This window comes from Paracoccus pacificus (assembly GCF_042680785.1).
GTDB lineage: Bacteria > Pseudomonadota > Alphaproteobacteria > Rhodobacterales > Rhodobacteraceae > Paracoccus > Paracoccus pacificus.
The window spans coordinates 1-18,024 of sequence record NZ_JBHUEN010000014.1 but is presented as its reverse complement, the minus strand read 5'-3'; the positions used below and the strand labels follow the sequence as shown (position 1 = coordinate 18,024).

Sequence of the window (18,024 nt, the reverse complement as noted above, 5' to 3'; positions counted from 1 at the left end):
CCATGCCCCTACCGTCGAACGCCTCCCGCGTCATACCCCGACCGCCGCATTGCTGCAATTTTTAGAGGCGCCCATAACTTAGAACCTTGTATATGCTGAATGGAACCGTGCCGCCCTGCGCCCGTGCACGGTTTTTGCGTGGCTGATTACATATAGGTGATATCGTCCAGGATGATGCGGGCGTCCGAAACGCCTTTCAGGATCCACTGGTCACCGCCCGCGAAACTCAGGACGGCGCCCTGCGCGCTATAGCTGGCATTCTGCACCGCCGCACTTACCTGCGCCGCCGAATAGTTCGTGACGATCGTGTCTACATTGTCCTGAAAATCGGCCAGGAGGTCGTGACCGCTGCCCCGCCGGAACACAAAACTGTCGGCGGCGGCACCGCCCCACAACACGTCGTTGCCCGTGCCTCCGTCCAGCGAATCCCGGTCGCCGCCGCCATACAGCGTATCGTTACCACCACCGCCGGAAAGCGTGTCATTGCCCCAGTTCCCGGCGATCATATTGGCCGCCGCACTTCCCGTCCCCCGGTCATTGCCGTTTCCGAATTGAAGGTTCTCGACGTTGCGCAGAACATCCACCCCCTCGCCGGTGTTCTGAGGTCCATCCGCGGCAAGACTGATGATATGTTGGACATTGGCGAGGTAAAATGCGGTATCGACCCCGGCCCCGCCATCCAGAATGTCATTGCCCGCCAACCCTTCCAGACGGTCGTTGCCGCCGGCGGTGACGATCAGGTTCGCGCCCGCGCTGCCCCTGATGTAATCATTGCCGTTCGCGGTCTGGACGTTCTCGATGCCGATCAGGCTGTCGATCCCCTCGCCGGTGTTCTGCTGGCTTTGGTTCAGATCGACCTGAACCGAGGCGTTGGTCAGAAAAACCGCCCGATCGATGCCGCCGCGACCATCCATCACGTCATTGCCGGCGCCGCCGACCAATATGTCGTTCTGGTTGGACCCGATCATTGCGTCATTGCCGGCGCCGCCCAGCATCTTCGCACTCCAACCGGTGCTGGCAAAGCTGTCATCACCCGCGCCGCCGTCCAGAACCACCTGCCGGGGCACCAACTGCGCCGTGTTGATGGCTCTGAAAACGTCATTGCCTTCGCCGCCAAACGCCTGGGTCAACAAGGGCGCATCGTTGGCCCCTCTTACCCACAAGATGCTGAACCTGTCGTTACCCGTTCCGGCATCCACGCGGCCGATGCTGTCCGTCAGTTCTGCATAATCATTGCCCGCGCCCAGAGACAGGTCGACCACCGACAGGCTTGCGATCAGACGATCGCTTCCAGTTCCGGTTCTGCCGCGCACCTCTGCCCCCGCGCCGTCTATCTCATGCCTGCCGTTGCCCAGATCCAGAAAGGCGTTGGATGCATCCAGCCGGATTGTCGTATCTTCGGGGCCGCCGATTATCCGGAGCAGCCCGCCATCCTGATATCTTTGCCCGATTTCTTCGAAGCCGGTAGCCCGCAGCGCCCCGGCAATCGGACTTCCCGTGCTGCGGATGTCGAGCGTCAGATCATTGCCGGACGGCTGGCCGATCTCCAGAATATCGCGCCCCTCTCCGCCATCGAGAACGGCATCGACATCGTCGATCCAGACGGTGACTTCGTCGTCCCCGGCACCCGCAAGAATCGTGTCGCGCCCGCTGGTCACCCTGATTTCGTCATCGCCGGCGCCGGTCGAGATATAATCGTTACCCCGACGATTAGCGACACCCCTCATCTCTGCGACTTGATCTCGACCCGCGCCGAGGATGACGCGGTCGGATCCCACGTCCGAAATATTCACGACATGGTTTGAATTGCCGCCGAGAATGGTGGAATTACCCGCGGAGACGCTGAGGCGACGGATATTGCTTGTCATGATCGCGCCGGCAACCGGCGCGCCCCAAAGGCCTTCGCGCGTGTCGAGCACCACATCACCTTCCGGCATTACCACCACAAGTTTGTCGGCACCGCCGCCGCCGTTGATCGTCGACCCGCCGGCATAGATATAGTAGAAGTCGCTGTCCTCACCGCCGTTGATTATGTTGCGACCGCCGTAATCATAGATGCTGTCGTCGCCAAGACCGCCGCGGATGGTCGAATTCGACCCATAGGCATAGATTGTGTCATCATCGGCGCCACCGTCGAACAGGTTGCCGTCCGAGTAATCGTAAAGATAGTCACCGCCGGCGCCGCCCAGCAGCGTATCGGGATCACCATACCCGCCATAATAGCCGAAATCGCCGAAGATTGTGTCCATGCCATCGCCGCCGTCGATGGTATCCCGGCCCATACCTCCATACAGCGTGTCACGCACGCCGCCCAGCCCGGTAATCAGGTCGTCGCCGCTGGTGCCGTAGATCAGATCGTTATTGGCTGTGCCGGGGATCGTGGCCATCTTTTGTACCCTGTTAAAACAAACACTTCTAACGGCCTCGGGGGACGCCTCCCGCCGCCAACCGTCCGCAGGTTGCAAGGCCCCCGGCGAAATGTCCAGCCGCGCGGCAGGATTTCTTCTAGCAATTCCGCCATGGCTGCGTTAGGGCACGCCCGACCCCGGAACAGGACGGCCCCGAATGGATATCCGCAATATCGCGATCATCGCTCACGTTGACCATGGCAAGACGACGCTGGTCGACAAGCTGTTGCAGCAGTCGGGCAGCTTTCGCGAAAATCAGGCCGTGGCCGAGCGCGCCATGGACAGCAACGACATCGAACGCGAGCGTGGCATCACCATTCTGGCCAAGGCGACCTCGGTCGAGTGGAAGGGCACGCGGATCAATATCGTCGACACCCCCGGCCACGCCGATTTCGGCGGCGAGGTCGAGCGCATCCTGTCGATGGTTGATGGTGTCTGCCTGCTGGTCGATGCCGCCGAAGGGCCGATGCCGCAGACGAAATTCGTGACCTCGAAGGCATTGGCGCTTGGGCTGCGGCCGATCGTGGTGCTGAACAAGGTCGACAAGCCGGCGGCCGAGCCCGATCAGGCGCTGAACGACGTCTTTGACCTGTTCGCGAACCTTGGCGCCAGCGACGAGCAGCTTGATTTCCCGCATGTCTACGCCTCGGGCATCGGCGGCTGGGCCGATGAGACGCTGGACGGGCCGCGCAAGGACCTGTCGGCGCTGTTCGACCTGATCCTGCGCCATGTGCCGCCGCCGGCGCAGATCGCCCGCGCCGACGAGCCGTTCCAGATGCTGGCGACGACGCTGGGCGCGGACCCGTTCATCGGCCGCATGCTGACCGGCCGGGTCGAGGCCGGCCGCGCAAGGGCCGGCGATACGGTCAAGGTGCTGAACCGCGACGGCGAGCGGGTCGAGCAGTTCCGCATCTCGAAAGTGCTGGCCTTCCGGGGGCTGAACCAGACCGCCATCGACGTGGCCGAAGCCGGCGACATCGTCAGCCTTGCCGGGATGTCGAAAGCCACCGTCGCCGATACGATCTGCGCGCCCGAGGTGGAACAGGCCATCCCCGCCCAACCGATCGACCCGCCGACGATCAGCGTCACCTTTGGTATTAACGACAGCCCGCTGGCCGGGCGCGACGGCACCAAGGTCCAGTCCCGCGTGATCCGCGAGCGGCTGATGAAAGAGGCCGAGTCTAACGTCGCCATCAAGGTCGCCGACACCCCCGGCGGCGAGGCTTTCGTGGTCTCGGGCCGCGGCGAACTGCAGATGGGCGTGCTGATCGAGAACATGCGCCGCGAGGGGTTCGAACTGTCGATCTCGCGCCCCCGCGTCATTTTCCGCGAGGAGAACGGCGAGCGGCTGGAGCCGATCGAGGAAGTCATCATCGACGTTGACGACGATTATACCGGCGTCGTCATCGACAAGCTGACCGGCGCCCGCAAAGGCGATCTGGTCGAGATGCGCCCCGCGGGCCACGGCAAGACCCGGATGATCGCGCATGTGCCCTCGCGCGGGTTGATCGGCTATCATGGCGAATTCATGACCGACACCCGCGGCAACGGCGTGCTGAACCGCATCTTCCACGGCTGGTCGCCTTACAAGGGCCCGATTCAGGGCCGCCGTCAGGGCGTGCTGATCTCGATGGAGGACGGCGTTTCGGTGGCCTATGCGCTGTGGAATCTGGAAGAGCGCGGCAAGATGTTCATCGGCGCGCAGGAGCAGGTCTATCAGGGCATGATCATCGGCGAACACAGCCGCGACAACGATCTTGAGGTGAACCCGCTGAAGGGCAAGAAGCTGACCAACGTCCGCGCCTCGGGCACGGACGAGGCGGTGCGCCTGACACCGCCGGTCCGCATGTCGCTGGAAGAGGCGATCAGCTATATCGACGATGACGAGTTGGTCGAGGTCACGCCCAAGAACATCCGCCTGCGCAAACGCTATCTCGATCCGCATGAACGCAAGCGTCAGGCCCGCGCCGAAGGCTGAGCCCGACCTTTCGCCGAACGACGAAGCCGGCTCCTGCGATGGCAGGAGCCGGGCTTCTTCTTTCCGGTCAACCGGCTGGCCGGTCAGGCATCAATGGAGCGGGCATCATTGGGCCGGGCGTTGTCAGGGCGGGCGGCAAAAACCTCTTTCGCGGCGAATAGTCCGTTCAGCGCCGCCGGAAACCCGGCATAGACGGCCATCTGCATAAGGATCTCGGTGATCTCTGCCCGGGAAAGCCCGACGTTCAGCCCCGCTTTGATATGCACTTTCAGTTGCGGCTGGGCGTTGCCCATCGCCGCCAACGCGGCAATCGTCGCGATCTCGCGGTCTCGCAGCGACAGGCCGGGACGGCTGTAGATGTCGCCGAACGGGAATTCGAACAGGTAGGTGGCGAAATCCGGGGCGATCCCGGCCAATGCGTCGACGACGTTCCGACCGGCCGCGCCGTCGATGGCGTCAAGCGCCCGGCGTCCGCGTTCCAGACGGGTTTCGTCGCAGTTTTGATGGGCGCCGTTCTGATTGCTCTGGTTCATGGTCTTCGATCCTTTCTTCCTGACCGGCATAGCCGCCGATCTTGGCGTCGAGGACGAGAAAGCAGGCGTGAAGCTCGGCCAGCCGGGCGCGGACCTGATCGCGATGCGCTTCCAGCAAGGCGCGGCGCGCCGGCCCGGTATCGGGTCCCTGATCGCGCAGGGCGGCATAGCGCAGCATTTCGCGTATCGGCATGCCGGTGGTCTTCAACCGGCCAAGGAACGCGATCCATGTCAGGATTGAGGCGTCATAATCCCGCAGCCCCGATCCGTCGCGATCCACGCGCGGCAGCAGGCCGATCCGCTCGTAATAGCGAAGCGTATGGGCGGACAGGCCGCAGCGTCTGGAAAGCTCACCGATCTTCATGTCACCCGCTTCTCGTCACGACGTCAGGGAAGCTACCTGTTAGAGCGCGCTCAAGGTCAAGCGGAAATCCGATCGGATGCCCGATGCCCTAATCCTTTTGCCGCTGTTGCCCTTGCCGGGACAGAATGCGATCTGTGGGGCATCGGCGTTCGCCGGACCGGACGCCAGACTGGACAAGGAGATTGCAATGAAGACCATCGCCGTATTCGTCGGCTCGCTTCGCAAGGAGTCTTTGAACCGGAAACTCGCGCAGGCACTTGAAAAGCTGGCCGAGGGCAAGCTGAAATTCAACTGGGTCGAGCTGGCCGACCTGCCGCATTACAACGACGATCTTTGGGAAAATCCTCCGGCTTCGGTCACGACCCTGAAGCAGCAGGTGACGGATGCGGACGGGGTGCTGTTCGTGACTCCCGAATACAACCGCAATTTCTCGTCCATCCTGAAGGACGCGGTCGACTGGGCCACCCGCCCCTATGGTCAGAACGTCTGGATCGGCAAGCCGTCAGCGGTGATCGGCACCTCGCTGGGTCAGATCGGCACCGCCATCGGGCAGAACCACCTGCGCCTGCAACTGCTGGTCGCCGGCACCATCGTCATGCAGATGCCCGAGGCCTATATTCAGTGGAAACCGGAAAGTTTCAGCGCCGATCATCAAATCACCAACGCCGAGACCAAGAAATTTCTGGAAGGCTATCTCGACAGTTTCGCCAACTGGATCGAACGGCACGGCGGCTGAGCGTATCCCCCAGACCCCGGCCGTTCCGCTCTCCTCCGGCCGGGTCGCCTGCGTCATGCGGCTGCACGCGCGGGTGCGGTCCGCGCATCAGGCTCGCGTCTCAGGCCCGCTTCCTATGCCCGGGCGGATTGCCGGACCGCATCGCTCAACATGAATTTCAGCAGTGCATCGGCGAATTTCTCCTCGCTCCGCAGCGAGGTTCCATATTCCGCCACCCAGTCAAAGAACGACCCGGCCGATGTCAGGCCAAAGCACATCGCCCAACCGCCGAATTTGCGTTCGGCCTGGGCGCCGCTGCGCAGATAATGCACGTCGCGGTGACGCGGATCGCTTAGGATCAGGGCCATCACCTCGGCCAGTTCGGCGGCCGGGCCTTCCAGCCATTGGTAATACCGGCCATCCTCCTGATGAAGATAGCCGGTCAGGTGCAGCCGCGCATTTCGCGCACGCGCTTCGCGCAATATGTCATGACAATCGGCGCAGCCTTGGCCGGTCGCGGTGCTGTGGTACAGAACGAATTCGGTCGTCAGCTCATTGGTCAAGGAAGGACCGCAGCTTTCTGCTCCGCGACGGGTGCTTAAGCTTGCGGAGTGCCTTGGCCTCGATCTGGCGAATACGTTCGCGGGTGACGCTGAACTGCTGGCCCACTTCCTCCAGCGTGTGGTCGGTGTTCATGCCGATGCCGAAACGCATCCGCAGAACCCGTTCTTCGCGCGGGGTCAGGCTGGCCAGAACCCGGGTGGTGGTTTCCTTCAGGTTTTCCTGAATGGCCGAATCCAGCGGCAGGACCGCGTTCTTGTCCTCGATGAAATCGCCAAGCTGGCTGTCCTCCTCGTCCCCGATCGGAGTTTCAAGGCTGATCGGTTCCTTGGCGATTTTCATCACCTTGCGAACCTTTTCCAGCGGCATCTGGAGTTTCTCGGCCAGTTCTTCCGGCGTCGGTTCGCGGCCGATTTCGTGCAGCATCTGACGGCCGGTGCGGACCAGCTTGTTGATCGTCTCGATCATATGGACCGGGATGCGGATCGTGCGGGCCTGATCGGCGATGGACCGCGTAATCGCCTGCCGGATCCACCATGTCGCATAGGTCGAGAATTTATAGCCGCGCCGATACTCGAACTTGTCGACGGCCTTCATCAGACCGATATTGCCTTCCTGAATGAGATCAAGGAATTGCAGGCCGCGGTTGGTGTATTTCTTGGCGATCGAGATGACCAGACGCAGGTTCGCCTCGACCATTTCCTTCTTGGCCTGACGGGCCTCTTTCTCGCCGCGCTGCACCTGGTTCACGATGCGGCGGAATTCCTCGATATCGACGCCGACATGCTGGCCGATCCGGGCCATGTCGTAGCGCAGCTTTTCGACGCCCTGCAGGTTGCGTTCGAACAACGCCTGCCAGCCACGGCCCTTGTTCTCGCGCATGCGGTCGACCCAGCCGGGATCAAGCTCGGCGCCGCGATAGGCGTCAATGAACTCGCGCCGGTTGATGCGCGCCGCGTCGGCAAGCTTCACCATGCCGGAATCGATGGTCACAATTGAGCGGTTGATGCCATAGATCTGGTCGACCAGTGCCTCGATGCGGTTGTTGTGGAGATGCAGTTCGTTCACCAGCGCCACGATCTCGGCGCGCAGTTTCTGATAGGCGATTTCCTCGGTGCCGGTGAAACTCGCATCCTCGTTCAGCGTCGCCGACATCCGCTGGTCCTGCATATGCGCCAGCGTTTCGTAATCGCGCGCGATGATTTCCAGCGTTTCCAGAACCTTGGGTTTCAGGCTGGCTTCCATGGCGGCCAGCGACAGGTTCTGACCGTCGTCATCCTCATCGTCATCGCTGCCCATGGGATTGCCGTCGGCATCGACCTCGGTCTCACGCGCGCCGGTTGCGCCGGCATTACCGGCGCGGGGCGCCTCTTCGGTCAGTTCTTCTTCGTCGTCATCTTCCAGCGACTGTCCAAAGGTCGCCTCAAGGTCGATCACGTCGCGCAGAAGGATGTCTTCGTTCAGAAGCTCCTGCCGCCACATGGTGATGGCCTTGAAGGTCAGCGGGCTTTCGCAAAGCCCCGCGATCATGGTGTTGCGGCCGGCCTCGATGCGCTTGGCGATGGCGATCTCGCCCTCGCGCGACAGAAGCTCGACCGAGCCCATTTCGCGCAGATACATCCGCACCGGGTCGTCGGTGCGGTCCAGCGTTTCCGATTGCGTGGTCGCGACAGCGACCTCGCGCGAGTTCGAGACCGGCACGACCTCGCCCCCGGTCTGGCCTTCCTCGGCCTCTTCGTCCTCGATCACGTTGATGCCCATTTCGGACAGCATCGACATGACGTCTTCGATCTGTTCGCTGCTGACCTGCTCGGGCGGAAGAACGGCGTTCAACTGGTCATAGGTGATATAACCACGCTCACGCGCCTCGGCGATCATGCGTTTGACGGCGGCCTGGCTGACATCCAGCGAATGATCGTCACTTTGGGTGTCGGGCTTTTGGTCGTCGTCGTCCTTGGCTGCCATTGTTATGTCCTGATTTCAGGGTTTGCTTTATCGGGCGCGAATCGCACGGGGACCGTTCACGTCTCATATCGAATCATCCGGGCGAATCAAAGGCCGCGATTCGCGTGATTCGCCGGGTGATTCGCAAAAGACGAAAGCCACCGGCCCTTAACTTCGGGTCTTTTGCGTAAATTCTTCTTTCAGCCGGGCCATTTCCCGGGACAGTTCACTTCGGTTTTCGCCCAGATCGCTGGTGTCCTCCATCGGTGGATGGTCGGCGCGGTCGCGGGCCCGGGCAAGCTGCCCCACGCGCCACGTCAGCCCCTCATCGGCCAGACCGGCGATCTCGGCCTCGGCGCGGGCGATTTCGGCGCGGGCGGCGCGAAAGGATTCAAGCCGATCCAGCGCATTGCCCAGAATGATCGCGGTTTTCGCGGCATCGCCGGCGTGGCGCAACGGGGGGATCGTGCGGACATGGGCGTCCGACAGGATGGTTTCAAGGGCCGCGCGCCCTGCTTCCGAGATCGGCGCGCCGGCCAATAGGTCATGGACCAAGGCCGCGCGATCCAGATCAACAGGCTCCAACCGTTCCAGCCGCGAACAGACCTGCGGCACGAGTTCGGGATAGCGCGCGCAGATCGCCAACACCATCGCCTCGAGCATTGGTTCACCCGGATCGCCAGCAACAAAGACCGAAGCGCGCGCTGGCGCAGACGCAGACTTCAACGCCGAACGGCCGCCCCTACGCGCGCCTTCGGCATCGGACCCGCCCTTTTGGGTGCCCCACGAACTTAACCGCCCGGCGCCCTTACGACCACCGAACAGCTCCCACCGCAGGCGGCGTATTTCAGTCGTGTAGTGGTCGCGGGTGGACTTGTCTTCGATCCGCGCGATGGTTTCGCGTAGCGTCTTGTCCAGCGCCGCCTTACGCTCGGGGCTGTCGAAATCGCGCCCCTCGGTCTCGCGCCGCCAGAGCAGATCGACCATGGGCCGCGCGGCATCCAGAATGCGCGCCATCGCGCCCGGCCCCTCGGTGCGGATCAGGTCGTCGGGGTCCTGACCGGCCGGCAAAAGCGCAAAGCGCAGCGCCTGCCCGGGGCCGATCATCGGCATGGCAAGGTCGATCAGCCGCATCGCCGCGCGCAGGCCCGCCGCATCGCCGTCAAGCGCGATCACCGGTTCTGGCGCGACCCGCCACATCAGGCGCAACTGTTCCTCGGTGATCGCCGTGCCCAAGGGGGCAACAGCGCCCTCGAACCCGGCACGGGCCAGCGCGATCACGTCCATATAGCCCTCGGCCACCAGCAGGGGCGCACCCTTGCCGACGGCGGCGCGTGCCGGGCCGAGGTTGTAAAGGTTGCGGCCCTTGTCGAACAAAGGGGTTTCCGGGCTGTTCAGATATTTGGCCCGGGCATTCGGGTCCATGGCGCGGCCACCGAAGGCGATGGCGCGGCCGCGCGCGTCGCGGATCGGAAACATGATCCGGCCGCGAAAGCGATCATATATCGCGCCGCCGTCATCCGGCCTGATCGCAAGCCCGGTTTCGACAAGCTGCGCGTCCGAAATACCCTTGGCCTTCAGCGCCGCCGTCATATGGCCGCGCTGATCCGGGGCAAAGCCGATCTCGAACCGCTCAAGCGTCGCGGCATCCAGCCCCCGCCGTTCCAGATATTCGCGCGCCGCCCCCGCCGGGCCGGTCTGAAGCTGAAGGCGGAAATGGCGGACAGCAGCCTCCATCACATCCACAAGCTGGGTGCGACGGTCGCTTCGCTCTTGCGCACGCGGATCACGCTCGGGCATCTGCAGCCCGGCCTCGGATGCCATGACCTCGACCGCTTCCATGAACCCAAGCCCCTCGGCCTCGCGCAGAAAGCTCAGCGCGTCGCCCTTGGCCTGACAGCCGAAACAGTAAAAAAAGCCTTTTTGATCATCGACATGGAAGGATGCGGTCTTTTCGTGATGGAACGGGCACGGCGCCCACCAGTCGCCCTTGCCCTGATTGGACTTGCGCAGATCCCAGGTCACCTTGCGCCCCACGATCCGAGAGATCGGAACGCGGTCGCGCAACTCGTCAAGGAATCCGGGGGGCAGGCTCATGCCCGGAATATCGGGCTTTACGGGTCCGAAATAAACCCCCCGCACCGCATCCGCCGACAACCTTCCCCTGCGTCCGCTGCCCGGCCCGCACGGATCACGCTTGACCGGCCAAGGCCCCGGCCGGGATCCCGACCGCGCCCCGGACCAGCGTCAGATATTCCTGTTCGATCTGGGCGCGGTCCAGCCGGCCGCCCTCGCGGTACCAGGTGTTGGCGCCGGTCAGCATGGCGATGATCGCCATGCCGGTCAGCCGGACATCGCCGTGCCGCATGCTGCCCTCGGCCTGGCCTTGGGTCAGGATCGCGGTCAACCCGTCTTCATAGCTGCGCCGCATCGCCTCGATCCGGGCGAAGTTGTCCGGGGTCAGGTTGCGCAATTCCATATAGGAGAGGAACACCGCCTCGGGCCGGGCGAGGTTGAAGCGCAGGTGAAGCCGGACGAACCGCTCCAGCCGGTCATCGGCGGTTGCGGCGGGATCGTCGGCCTCGGCCCAGGCGGCCAGCAAAGCCTGCATATGGCTGGCCAGCAGATCGTACAGCAGCGATTGCTTGTCCGGCGTATAGGCGTAAAGCGCCCCCACCTGCACGCCCACCGCCGCCGCGATCTGGCGCATCGAGACCGCCGCGTAACCGTGCCGCGCGATCAGGCGCAGCGCCTCGCGCCGCAATGCCGATGCGGTGGTTTCCGCGCGTGATCCCGGGGTTCTGGCCATGCCCCCCTGAATAGGCGCGGGGCGTCGTTGTGGCAAGCGTGGTGATGGCGCCGATACACAAGTGCGGGGGCCACGCGCGCGGGATACAAAAGCCGCGCTTGTCGGCGCCCCTGCCCGGCCCTAGACTTCGCGCGACCCCAATGCCATGCCGGACCCCATGCAACCTCGACGCCGCCCTCAGCACCGCCCCAGCCTGCCGCTGTCCGTCTGCGTCCTTGCGGCCGCCGGCGCGGCTCTGTCGCTGACGGGTTGCACGGCAGCCGATGACGCCGCCTATCCGCGCCTTGTGCCGATGGAACAGTTGCTGGCACCGCCCGCCATGCCCGCCCATGCGGCCGAGGCGGTGGCCGACCCCGCCGCCGTCGAGGCCGAGATGCGGGCCCGCGCCGCTGCGGCCGAAGCCCGGGCGCGCGCCGTCGAGGGGCCGGTGATCGACGCGGCGACCTTGCGCCGCATGCGCGCCGCCCAGGCGGCCGCCCAAGCCGCAGCCGAGGCCGCAGCCGAGGCCGCGCGCAACGCTGCCGCCCAGACCGGCGCCCAGACCGGCGCCCAGACCGGCACCGCGTCCAGCCCGCCGACAACCCAATAACACCCCGACCCCGATGATCGCCCACCACCGCAGCCGCGTTGCATGGCGGCGGAGCTTACGCTAACACGCGGGGCGCAGAAGGACTTACGACCAGCAGATGAGGCTTCCCATGACCGCCGCCGACACCCAACCGCTACGCCTTGGCATCGCCGGGCTGGGCACCGTCGGCGCCGGCGTGGTTAAGATCATCCAGCGCCACGCCGACCTGTTGGCCGCGCGGTCGGGACGTCCCATCGCCATCACCGCCGTCACCGCCCGCGACAAGCTGAAGAACCGCGATGTCGATCTGTCGTCCTATCACTGGGCGGCGGACCCTCTTGCCCTTGCCCAAAGCGACGAGATCGACGTTTTCGTCGAGTTGATGGGCGGTCATGAGGGCGCGGCGCGCGAGGCGACCGAGGCGGCGCTGCGCGCGGGCAAGGACGTGATCACCGCCAACAAGGCGCTTTTGGCCCATCATGGCCATGAACTCGCCCGTCTGGCCGAGGATAACGGTCGCGTCATCCGCTTCGAGGCCGCCGTCGCCGGCGGCATACCGGTGATCAAGACCATGACCGAGTCGCTGGCCGGCAACGCCATCCGCCGCGTCATGGGGGTGATGAACGGCACCTGCAACTATATCCTGACCCGGATGGAATCCGCCGGCCTGCCCTATGAGACGGTGTTCGAGGAAGCCCGCCAGCTTGGCTATCTCGAGGCCGATCCGACCCTTGACGTGGGCGGCATCGACGCCGGGCACAAGCTGGCCATCCTTTCCGCCATCGCCTTCGGGACCGAGATGAATTTCGACGCCGTCGAGATCGAGGGGATCGAGCGGGTCAGCATCGACGACATCAACCGCGCCGCCGACATGGGTTATAAGATCAAGCTGCTAGGCGTGGCGCAGATGACCGCGCGCGGGCTGGAACAGCGCATGTCGCCCTGTCTGGTCCCCGCCGACAGCCCGCTGGGGCAGTTGCAGGGCGGAACAAACATGGTGGTGGTCGAGGGCGATGCCGTGGGCCAGATCGTTCTGCGCGGCGCGGGTGCCGGCGAAGGCCCGACCGCCAGCGCGGTGATGTCCGATGTGGTGGAAATCGCGCGTGGGGTACGGCTGCCGACCTTCGGTCAGCCCGCCTCGGGGCTTGCCCGGGCGCAGGCGGCCCGCACCGCCGTGCCCGCCGCCTATTACATCCGGCTGCATCTGGCCGACAAACCGGGCGCGCTGGCCAAGGTCGCCTCGGTCCTTGGCGACGCCGGTATCTCGATCGACCGGATGCGGCAATATGGCCATGGCGACGGCACCGCCCCGGTTCTGATCGTGACCCACAAGACCACCCCCGAAGCCGTCGATCACGCCATCGCCGAATTGCCGAAAACCGGCGTCATCGTCGGCGAGCCGGTGGAGCTGCGGATCGAAGAAGTCTAGGCGCGACAGGGTGCGCGCGCGCGCCCCGGATTCCGTCCTCTAGATCGTGGTCAGGCACAGCGCGACCAAAGCGAACCACAGCAAGGTCGAAAACAGAAACGCCCGCTCGGCCAGCCCGAACCATCGCCTGAGCGGTGCGATCAGCAAGCACGCGACCACGCCGAAAAGCGCAGCCGTGGCGACCCAGTCCAGCGCCGCCAACAGACTGCCCGCATTTGCGCCAAAGATCGCACGCGCCGCCGGGGTTCCCGCCGAGACCGCCCGATAGGCCAGCGCGAAGGTAAGGACGGCAAAGACCAGATGCAGGCGGGATTCGGCGGCCCGCGTCTCGGATCCGTCGCCGGTGCGAAACGCGACGATGCCGATCCGCAAGACCGCCATCGCGGCCAGGCTCGCCCACGCCCAGAACGGAAACAGCCCGCTTGCCGCCTCGGCCAGAGCAAGACCAGCCGCCCCGCCCATACCGGCCAGCGCATAGCCCAGAAACAACCCGGGTCGCGGCCCGTTGGCGTGGTCGCTGACCGCGCCGCCCAGCCGCGTGCGCATGTCCAAGGGCGCCTCCAACCCGATCAGGCAGGCGATCGCGACCGCATAGCAGCCAACCGAAAGGACCGCGGCGAGATTGGCGATACCGAAATTGCTCATGACCGACACCCCATGTCGTCCGCGTCGGACCCGCTTGCGGGAATCGCCGTGCCCCGTCAAGATCGCGCCATGCTGCCGCTTCTTTCCCTGACCGCGCCGGTCGATATCTACTGCGAACGCCTTGGCCCGGCATTCTGGGCGGAACCGGCCAATGCGATCAGCAACATGTCCTTCATCGCCGCCGCGATCTGGGGCTGGCGCGAGGCACGGCGCCGCGACGAATCCAACCCGCTGGTCTGGGTGCTGATCGCGCTTGCCTTCACCATCGGCATCGGCTCGTTCCTGTTCCATACATTCGCGCAGGTCTGGGCGTCCTACGCCGATACCATCCCGATCTGGAGCTTTGTGGCGCTTTACTGCTTTGTGGCCTTGTCGCGGCTCGGCGGGGTGCGGCCCGGTATCGTTGCGGCCGGCGCGCTGGCGCTGATCGCGGTTTTGACCGTGTGGCGGCTTGCCGCACCCGAAACTGCGCCCGAAACCACGCCCGCCGCCGATGTGCCGCGCGGACCCGATCCGCTGAACGGCTCGGGGCAATATGCGCCGGCGGTCGTCGCCTTTATCATTTTCACCATCATCGCCTTCTGGCGGCACCATCCGTTGCGCTGGTGGGTTGCGGGGGCGGGGCTGGTGTTCCTGCTGTCGCTGACCGCGCGGACCTTTGACCGCGATCTCTGCACCGCTTTCCCGCTGGGCCTGCACTGGATCTGGCACCTGCTGAACGGCTTCATGATCGGCCTTGTGCTGCAAATCCTGATCCGAAGCGCCCCAGCCGCCGGTCGCGGCGCGGGCGCCCCCTTGCCCCGGTAGGTCAGCCGCCGTAGAAGCCAACCCAACACTATCTGACAGGAGCAGGCCATGACCGGAAAATCGGATTTCAACGATCGCATGTTGTCATTGGGCCTTGCCCGGGTAAGCGAGGCGGCGGCGCACGCCTCGGCGAATTTGATCGGGCGCGGCGATGAGAAGGCCGCCGATCAGGCCGCCGTCAACGCCATGCGCAACCAGTTGAATCTTCTGGATATCAAGGGCGTCGTCGTCATCGGCGAAGGGGAACGGGACGAGGCCCCGATGCTGTTCATCGGCGAAGAGGTCGGCACCGGCGACGGCCCCGAAGTGGACATCGCGCTTGACCCGCTTGAGGGCACGACGCTGACCGCCAAGGACATGCCGAACGCGCTGACCGTGATCGCCATGGCGCCGCGCGGCACGCTGCTGCATGCCCCGGATGTCTACATGGACAAGCTCGCCATCGGGCCGGGCTATGAAAAGGACGTGGTCAGTCTGGACATGACCCCGGCCGAGCGGGTGCGTGCGCTGGCCGCCGCGCGCGGCGTGAAGGAAAGCGACATCACCGTCTGCATCCTCGAACGTCCCCGGCACGAGGATATGATCGCCGAGGTGCGTGCCACCGGCGCCGCGATCCGGCTGATCACCGACGGCGACGTGGCGGGCGTCATCCACACCGCCGAGGCCGAACTGACCGGCATCGACATGTATATGGGCTCAGGCGGCGCACCCGAAGGCGTGCTGGCGGCCTCGGCTCTGAAATGCATGGGCGGCCAGATGTGGGGCCGGCTGATCTTCCGCAACGAGGACGAAAAATCCCGCGCCCGCAAGGCCGGTATCACCGATCTGAACCGCATCTATTCGCGCGACGATCTGGTGACCGCCGACGTGATCTTCGCCGCGACCGGCGTCACCAACGGCTCGATCGTGGCGGGCGTCAAGCGCGAGCCCGGGTTCCTTCAGACCGAAACCATCCTGATGCGGTCGAAAACCGGATCGGTGCGCCGGATGATCTACCGCAACCCGATCAAGTGACGGCTTTTCTGGGGGTCGAGGAATCGCTGACCGGGCGGCGCTGGGTCGGCCCGGACGCGGCTATCGAACGGCTGGCCGAGGGGCTGGCGCGCGAAGCCGGCCTGCCCCTGCCCGTCGCCCGCATCCTCGCCGCCCGGGGCGTTCCCGCCGCCGAAGCCGCCGGATATCTCGACCCGCGCCTGCGCGACCTGATGCCCGACCCGCGCGGCATGCGCGATGCCGGGGCGGCGGCGGCGCGGCTGGTTCAGGCCGCCCGCGACCGGCAGCGCATCGCCGTTTTCGCGGATTATGACGTGGATGGCGGCTCATCAGCGGCGCTGGTGCAGGAATGGCTGCGCGGCATGGGGCACAAGGCCACGCTCTATATCCCCGACCGCATCGACGAGGGCTATGGCCCGAACGTCCCGGCCATGCAGGCGCTGGCGGCGGATCACGATCTGATCGTCTGCGTCGATTGCGGCACGCTGAGTTTCGAGCCCATCGCCGCCGCGCGTAATACCGCCCCGGGCACCGATGTGGTGGTGATGGACCACCACCTTGCCGCCGAGACCTTGCCCGATGCCTTCGCGGTGGTGAACCCCAACCGGCAGGACGACAGCAGCGATCTGGGCCATCTCTGCGCCGCGGGCGTGGTGTTCATGGTGCTGGTCGAAGCGAACCGGCAATTGCGCGAGGCGGGGGTGAAACCGCCCGATCTGATCCCGATGCTGGATCTGGTGGCGCTGGCCACGGTCGCCGACGTGGCGCCGCTGATCGGGCTGAACCGGGCATTCGTGCGGCAGGGGCTGCGGATCATGGCCGAGCGGCAGCGGCCGGGTCTGGCGGCGCTGGCCGATGTGGCGGGCCTGAGCGCCCCGCCGGCGGCGTTTCACCTTGGGTTCCTGATCGGCCCCCGCGTCAATGCCGGCGGCCGGGTCGGAAAATCCGATCTGGGCGCGCGCTGCCTTGCCACCCGCGACCCGACCGAGGCACGCAATCTGGCCCATGCGCTGGATGAACTGAACCGCGACCGCCGCGCCATCGAGGCGGCCGTGCGGACCGAAGCCCTGGCCCAGCACGAGGCCCGGACCGCCCGCATGGGCGATGTCGCGCCCGGCGTGGCATGGGCCGCGTCCCAGGGCTGGCACGCGGGGGTCGTCGGCATCGTCGCCGCGCGGCTGAAGGAAGCGACCGGTTTGCCCTCGGTGGTGATCGGGATCGACGGCGGCGTCGGCAAGGGCTCGGCCCGGTCGGTGGCCGGGGTCGATCTGGGCCATGCCGTGCACCGGCTGGCCGAGGAAGGTCTGTTGGAGCGCGGCGGCGGTCACGCGATGGCGGCCGGGCTGACCGTGGCAGAGGCGAAGATCGAGGCCGCGATGGCGCGGCTGGCAGCACTTCTCGCCCCCGAAATGTCGGCGCGCACCGGCGTGGGCGATCTGCGGATTTCCGGTTTGCTGGAGCCTGCCGCCGCGACGCCCGAACTGCTTGCGCAGCTTGATGATGCCGGCCCCTTTGGTCAGGCCGCCCCCGCGCCGCGCTTTGCCTTTGCCGATGTGGCGGTGTCGGGCGCCTCGGTCATGGGCGACAATCACCTGCGGCTGAAATTCGGCGCCGGCGGCCAGCCGATCGAGGCCGTGGCCTTCGGCGCAATGGACAGTCCCCTTGGCCCGGCGATCATTTCGTCGAAGGGACGGCGGTTTCACCTTGCCGGCAAGCTGGAGCTTTCGACTTGGGGCGGCCGGGCCCGGGCGCGCCTGCGTCTGGACGACGCCGCCCCGGCATAGCCATACCGCGCGGCGGCGAAAGCGGCCGCGCTATCTCAGGCCGGATAACGTCGCCCGCCGTCCTGCCGGCGCCGTCGACAAAAATACCCGCAGCGCAGCCGGTTTCTAGAGCGTGATCGCATCACACGGAAGCGTATCCTGAATTGACGAGGTAGTTTGCGCACTCGTCGGCCGAGAAGGTTCCGAGCGCTGCGGCGATTGTGCTCGAGACGGCGTCCTGGCTTCGAGCTGCCGCTTTGCGCAGCAGATGCTTGAGTTTGGCGAAGACCTGTTCGATGGGATTGAGGTCCGGCGAGTAGGGCGGCAGGAAGAGCAGGTGTGCCCCCGCCGCGCGGATCGCGGCGCGTGCCGCCGGTCCCTTGTGGCTGCCGAGATTGTCGAGGATGACAACATCTCCGGGAGAGAGGCTCGGCACGAGGCTATGGGTCACCCAGGCCGTGAAGGCTTCGCCGTTGATCGGGCCATCAAAGAGACATGGCGCGTCGA

16 protein-coding genes are annotated in these 18,024 nt (G+C 65.4%); 7 read left to right on the top strand and 9 right to left on the bottom strand.

The window, feature by feature from the left end; translation table 11 throughout:
- Positions 1-146 precede the first annotated feature (146 nt).
- Positions 147-2,387, bottom strand: a complete 2,241-nt coding sequence (locus ACFSCT_RS05410; protein WP_379140761.1) for a calcium-binding protein — start codon at positions 2,385-2,387, stop codon at positions 147-149.
- A gap of 178 nt (positions 2,388-2,565) precedes the next feature.
- Here ACFSCT_RS05410 and typA point away from each other — a divergent pair, with 178 nt between their 5' ends.
- Positions 2,566-4,386: a translational GTPase TypA gene (gene typA / locus ACFSCT_RS05405; RefSeq protein ID WP_379140759.1), complete on the top strand. Its 1,821-nt coding sequence runs from the start codon at positions 2,566-2,568 to the stop codon at positions 4,384-4,386.
- An 83-nt stretch (positions 4,387-4,469) separates the two neighbouring features.
- Here typA and ACFSCT_RS05400 read toward each other — a convergent pair whose 3' ends face one another.
- Positions 4,470-4,919, bottom strand: coding sequence for a carboxymuconolactone decarboxylase family protein (locus ACFSCT_RS05400; protein WP_379140756.1), 450 nt, complete (start codon positions 4,917-4,919; stop codon positions 4,470-4,472).
- Positions 4,843-5,283 carry a MerR family transcriptional regulator gene (locus ACFSCT_RS05395; RefSeq protein WP_379140754.1) on the bottom strand — a complete coding sequence of 147 codons (441 nt, stop codon included), beginning with the start codon at positions 5,281-5,283 and terminating at the stop codon, positions 4,843-4,845. The genes ACFSCT_RS05400 and ACFSCT_RS05395 overlap by 77 nt, the downstream gene beginning before the upstream one ends.
- Before the next feature lie 187 nt (positions 5,284-5,470).
- Between ACFSCT_RS05395 and ACFSCT_RS05390 the strand changes: the two genes are divergently transcribed.
- Positions 5,471-6,019, top strand: coding sequence for an NADPH-dependent FMN reductase (locus ACFSCT_RS05390; protein WP_379140751.1), 549 nt, complete (start codon positions 5,471-5,473; stop codon positions 6,017-6,019).
- 113 nt (positions 6,020-6,132) lie between these two features.
- Here the strand turns inward: ACFSCT_RS05390 and ACFSCT_RS05385 are convergent, their stop codons facing one another.
- From ACFSCT_RS05385 to ACFSCT_RS05370, 4 genes are all read right to left on the bottom strand, one after another.
- Positions 6,133-6,561 (bottom strand): BLUF domain-containing protein, encoded by a 429-nt coding sequence (locus ACFSCT_RS05385; RefSeq protein ID WP_379140749.1) that lies wholly within the window; start codon positions 6,559-6,561, stop codon positions 6,133-6,135.
- Positions 6,551-8,524, bottom strand: coding sequence for an RNA polymerase sigma factor RpoD (gene rpoD, locus ACFSCT_RS05380; protein WP_379140748.1), 1,974 nt, complete (start codon positions 8,522-8,524; stop codon positions 6,551-6,553). The genes ACFSCT_RS05385 and rpoD overlap by 11 nt, the downstream gene beginning before the upstream one ends.
- A gap of 147 nt (positions 8,525-8,671) precedes the next feature.
- A complete protein-coding gene (dnaG, locus tag ACFSCT_RS05375; protein ID WP_379140745.1) occupies positions 8,672-10,600 on the bottom strand; it encodes a DNA primase in 1,929 nt (642 codons plus the stop codon).
- Between the two features lie 94 nt (positions 10,601-10,694).
- Positions 10,695-11,312: a TetR/AcrR family transcriptional regulator gene (locus ACFSCT_RS05370; protein ID WP_379140744.1), complete on the bottom strand. Its 618-nt coding sequence runs from the start codon at positions 11,310-11,312 to the stop codon at positions 10,695-10,697.
- Positions 11,313-11,469: 157 nt separating this feature from the next.
- Between ACFSCT_RS05370 and ACFSCT_RS05365 the strand changes: the two genes are divergently transcribed.
- A complete protein-coding gene (locus ACFSCT_RS05365; RefSeq protein ID WP_379140743.1) occupies positions 11,470-11,901 on the top strand; it encodes a hypothetical protein in 432 nt (143 codons plus the stop codon).
- A gap of 109 nt (positions 11,902-12,010) precedes the next feature.
- Positions 12,011-13,309 (top strand): homoserine dehydrogenase, encoded by a 1,299-nt coding sequence (locus ACFSCT_RS05360; RefSeq protein ID WP_379140741.1) that lies wholly within the window; start codon positions 12,011-12,013, stop codon positions 13,307-13,309.
- A 39-nt stretch (positions 13,310-13,348) separates the two neighbouring features.
- On the opposite strand, the gene ACFSCT_RS05355 is transcribed toward ACFSCT_RS05360, so the two are convergent.
- Positions 13,349-13,954: a hypothetical protein gene (locus ACFSCT_RS05355; protein ID WP_379140740.1), complete on the bottom strand. Its 606-nt coding sequence runs from the start codon at positions 13,952-13,954 to the stop codon at positions 13,349-13,351.
- 69 nt (positions 13,955-14,023) lie between these two features.
- On the opposite strand from ACFSCT_RS05355, the gene ACFSCT_RS05350 reads away from it, so the two are divergent.
- Genes ACFSCT_RS05350 through recJ form a run of 3 tightly spaced genes read left to right on the top strand, consistent with a single transcriptional unit; the run spans position 14,024 to position 17,538 of the window.
- Complete coding sequence (locus tag ACFSCT_RS05350) at positions 14,024-14,761, top strand: ceramidase domain-containing protein (RefSeq protein ID WP_379140738.1); 738 nt, start codon at positions 14,024-14,026, stop codon at positions 14,759-14,761.
- Between the two features lie 48 nt (positions 14,762-14,809).
- Entirely contained in the window at positions 14,810-15,775 is a 966-nt protein-coding gene (gene glpX, locus ACFSCT_RS05345) for a class II fructose-bisphosphatase (protein ID WP_379140736.1), read from the top strand.
- Complete coding sequence (recJ, locus tag ACFSCT_RS05340) at positions 15,772-17,538, top strand: single-stranded-DNA-specific exonuclease RecJ (protein ID WP_379140735.1); 1,767 nt, start codon at positions 15,772-15,774, stop codon at positions 17,536-17,538. Before glpX ends, recJ begins: the two co-directional genes overlap by 4 nt.
- Positions 17,539-17,659: 121 nt before the next feature.
- On the opposite strand, the gene ACFSCT_RS05335 is transcribed toward recJ, so the two are convergent.
- Positions 17,660-18,024: transposase (locus ACFSCT_RS05335; protein ID WP_379140733.1), on the bottom strand; the 365-nt coding region annotated here is incomplete at its 5' end.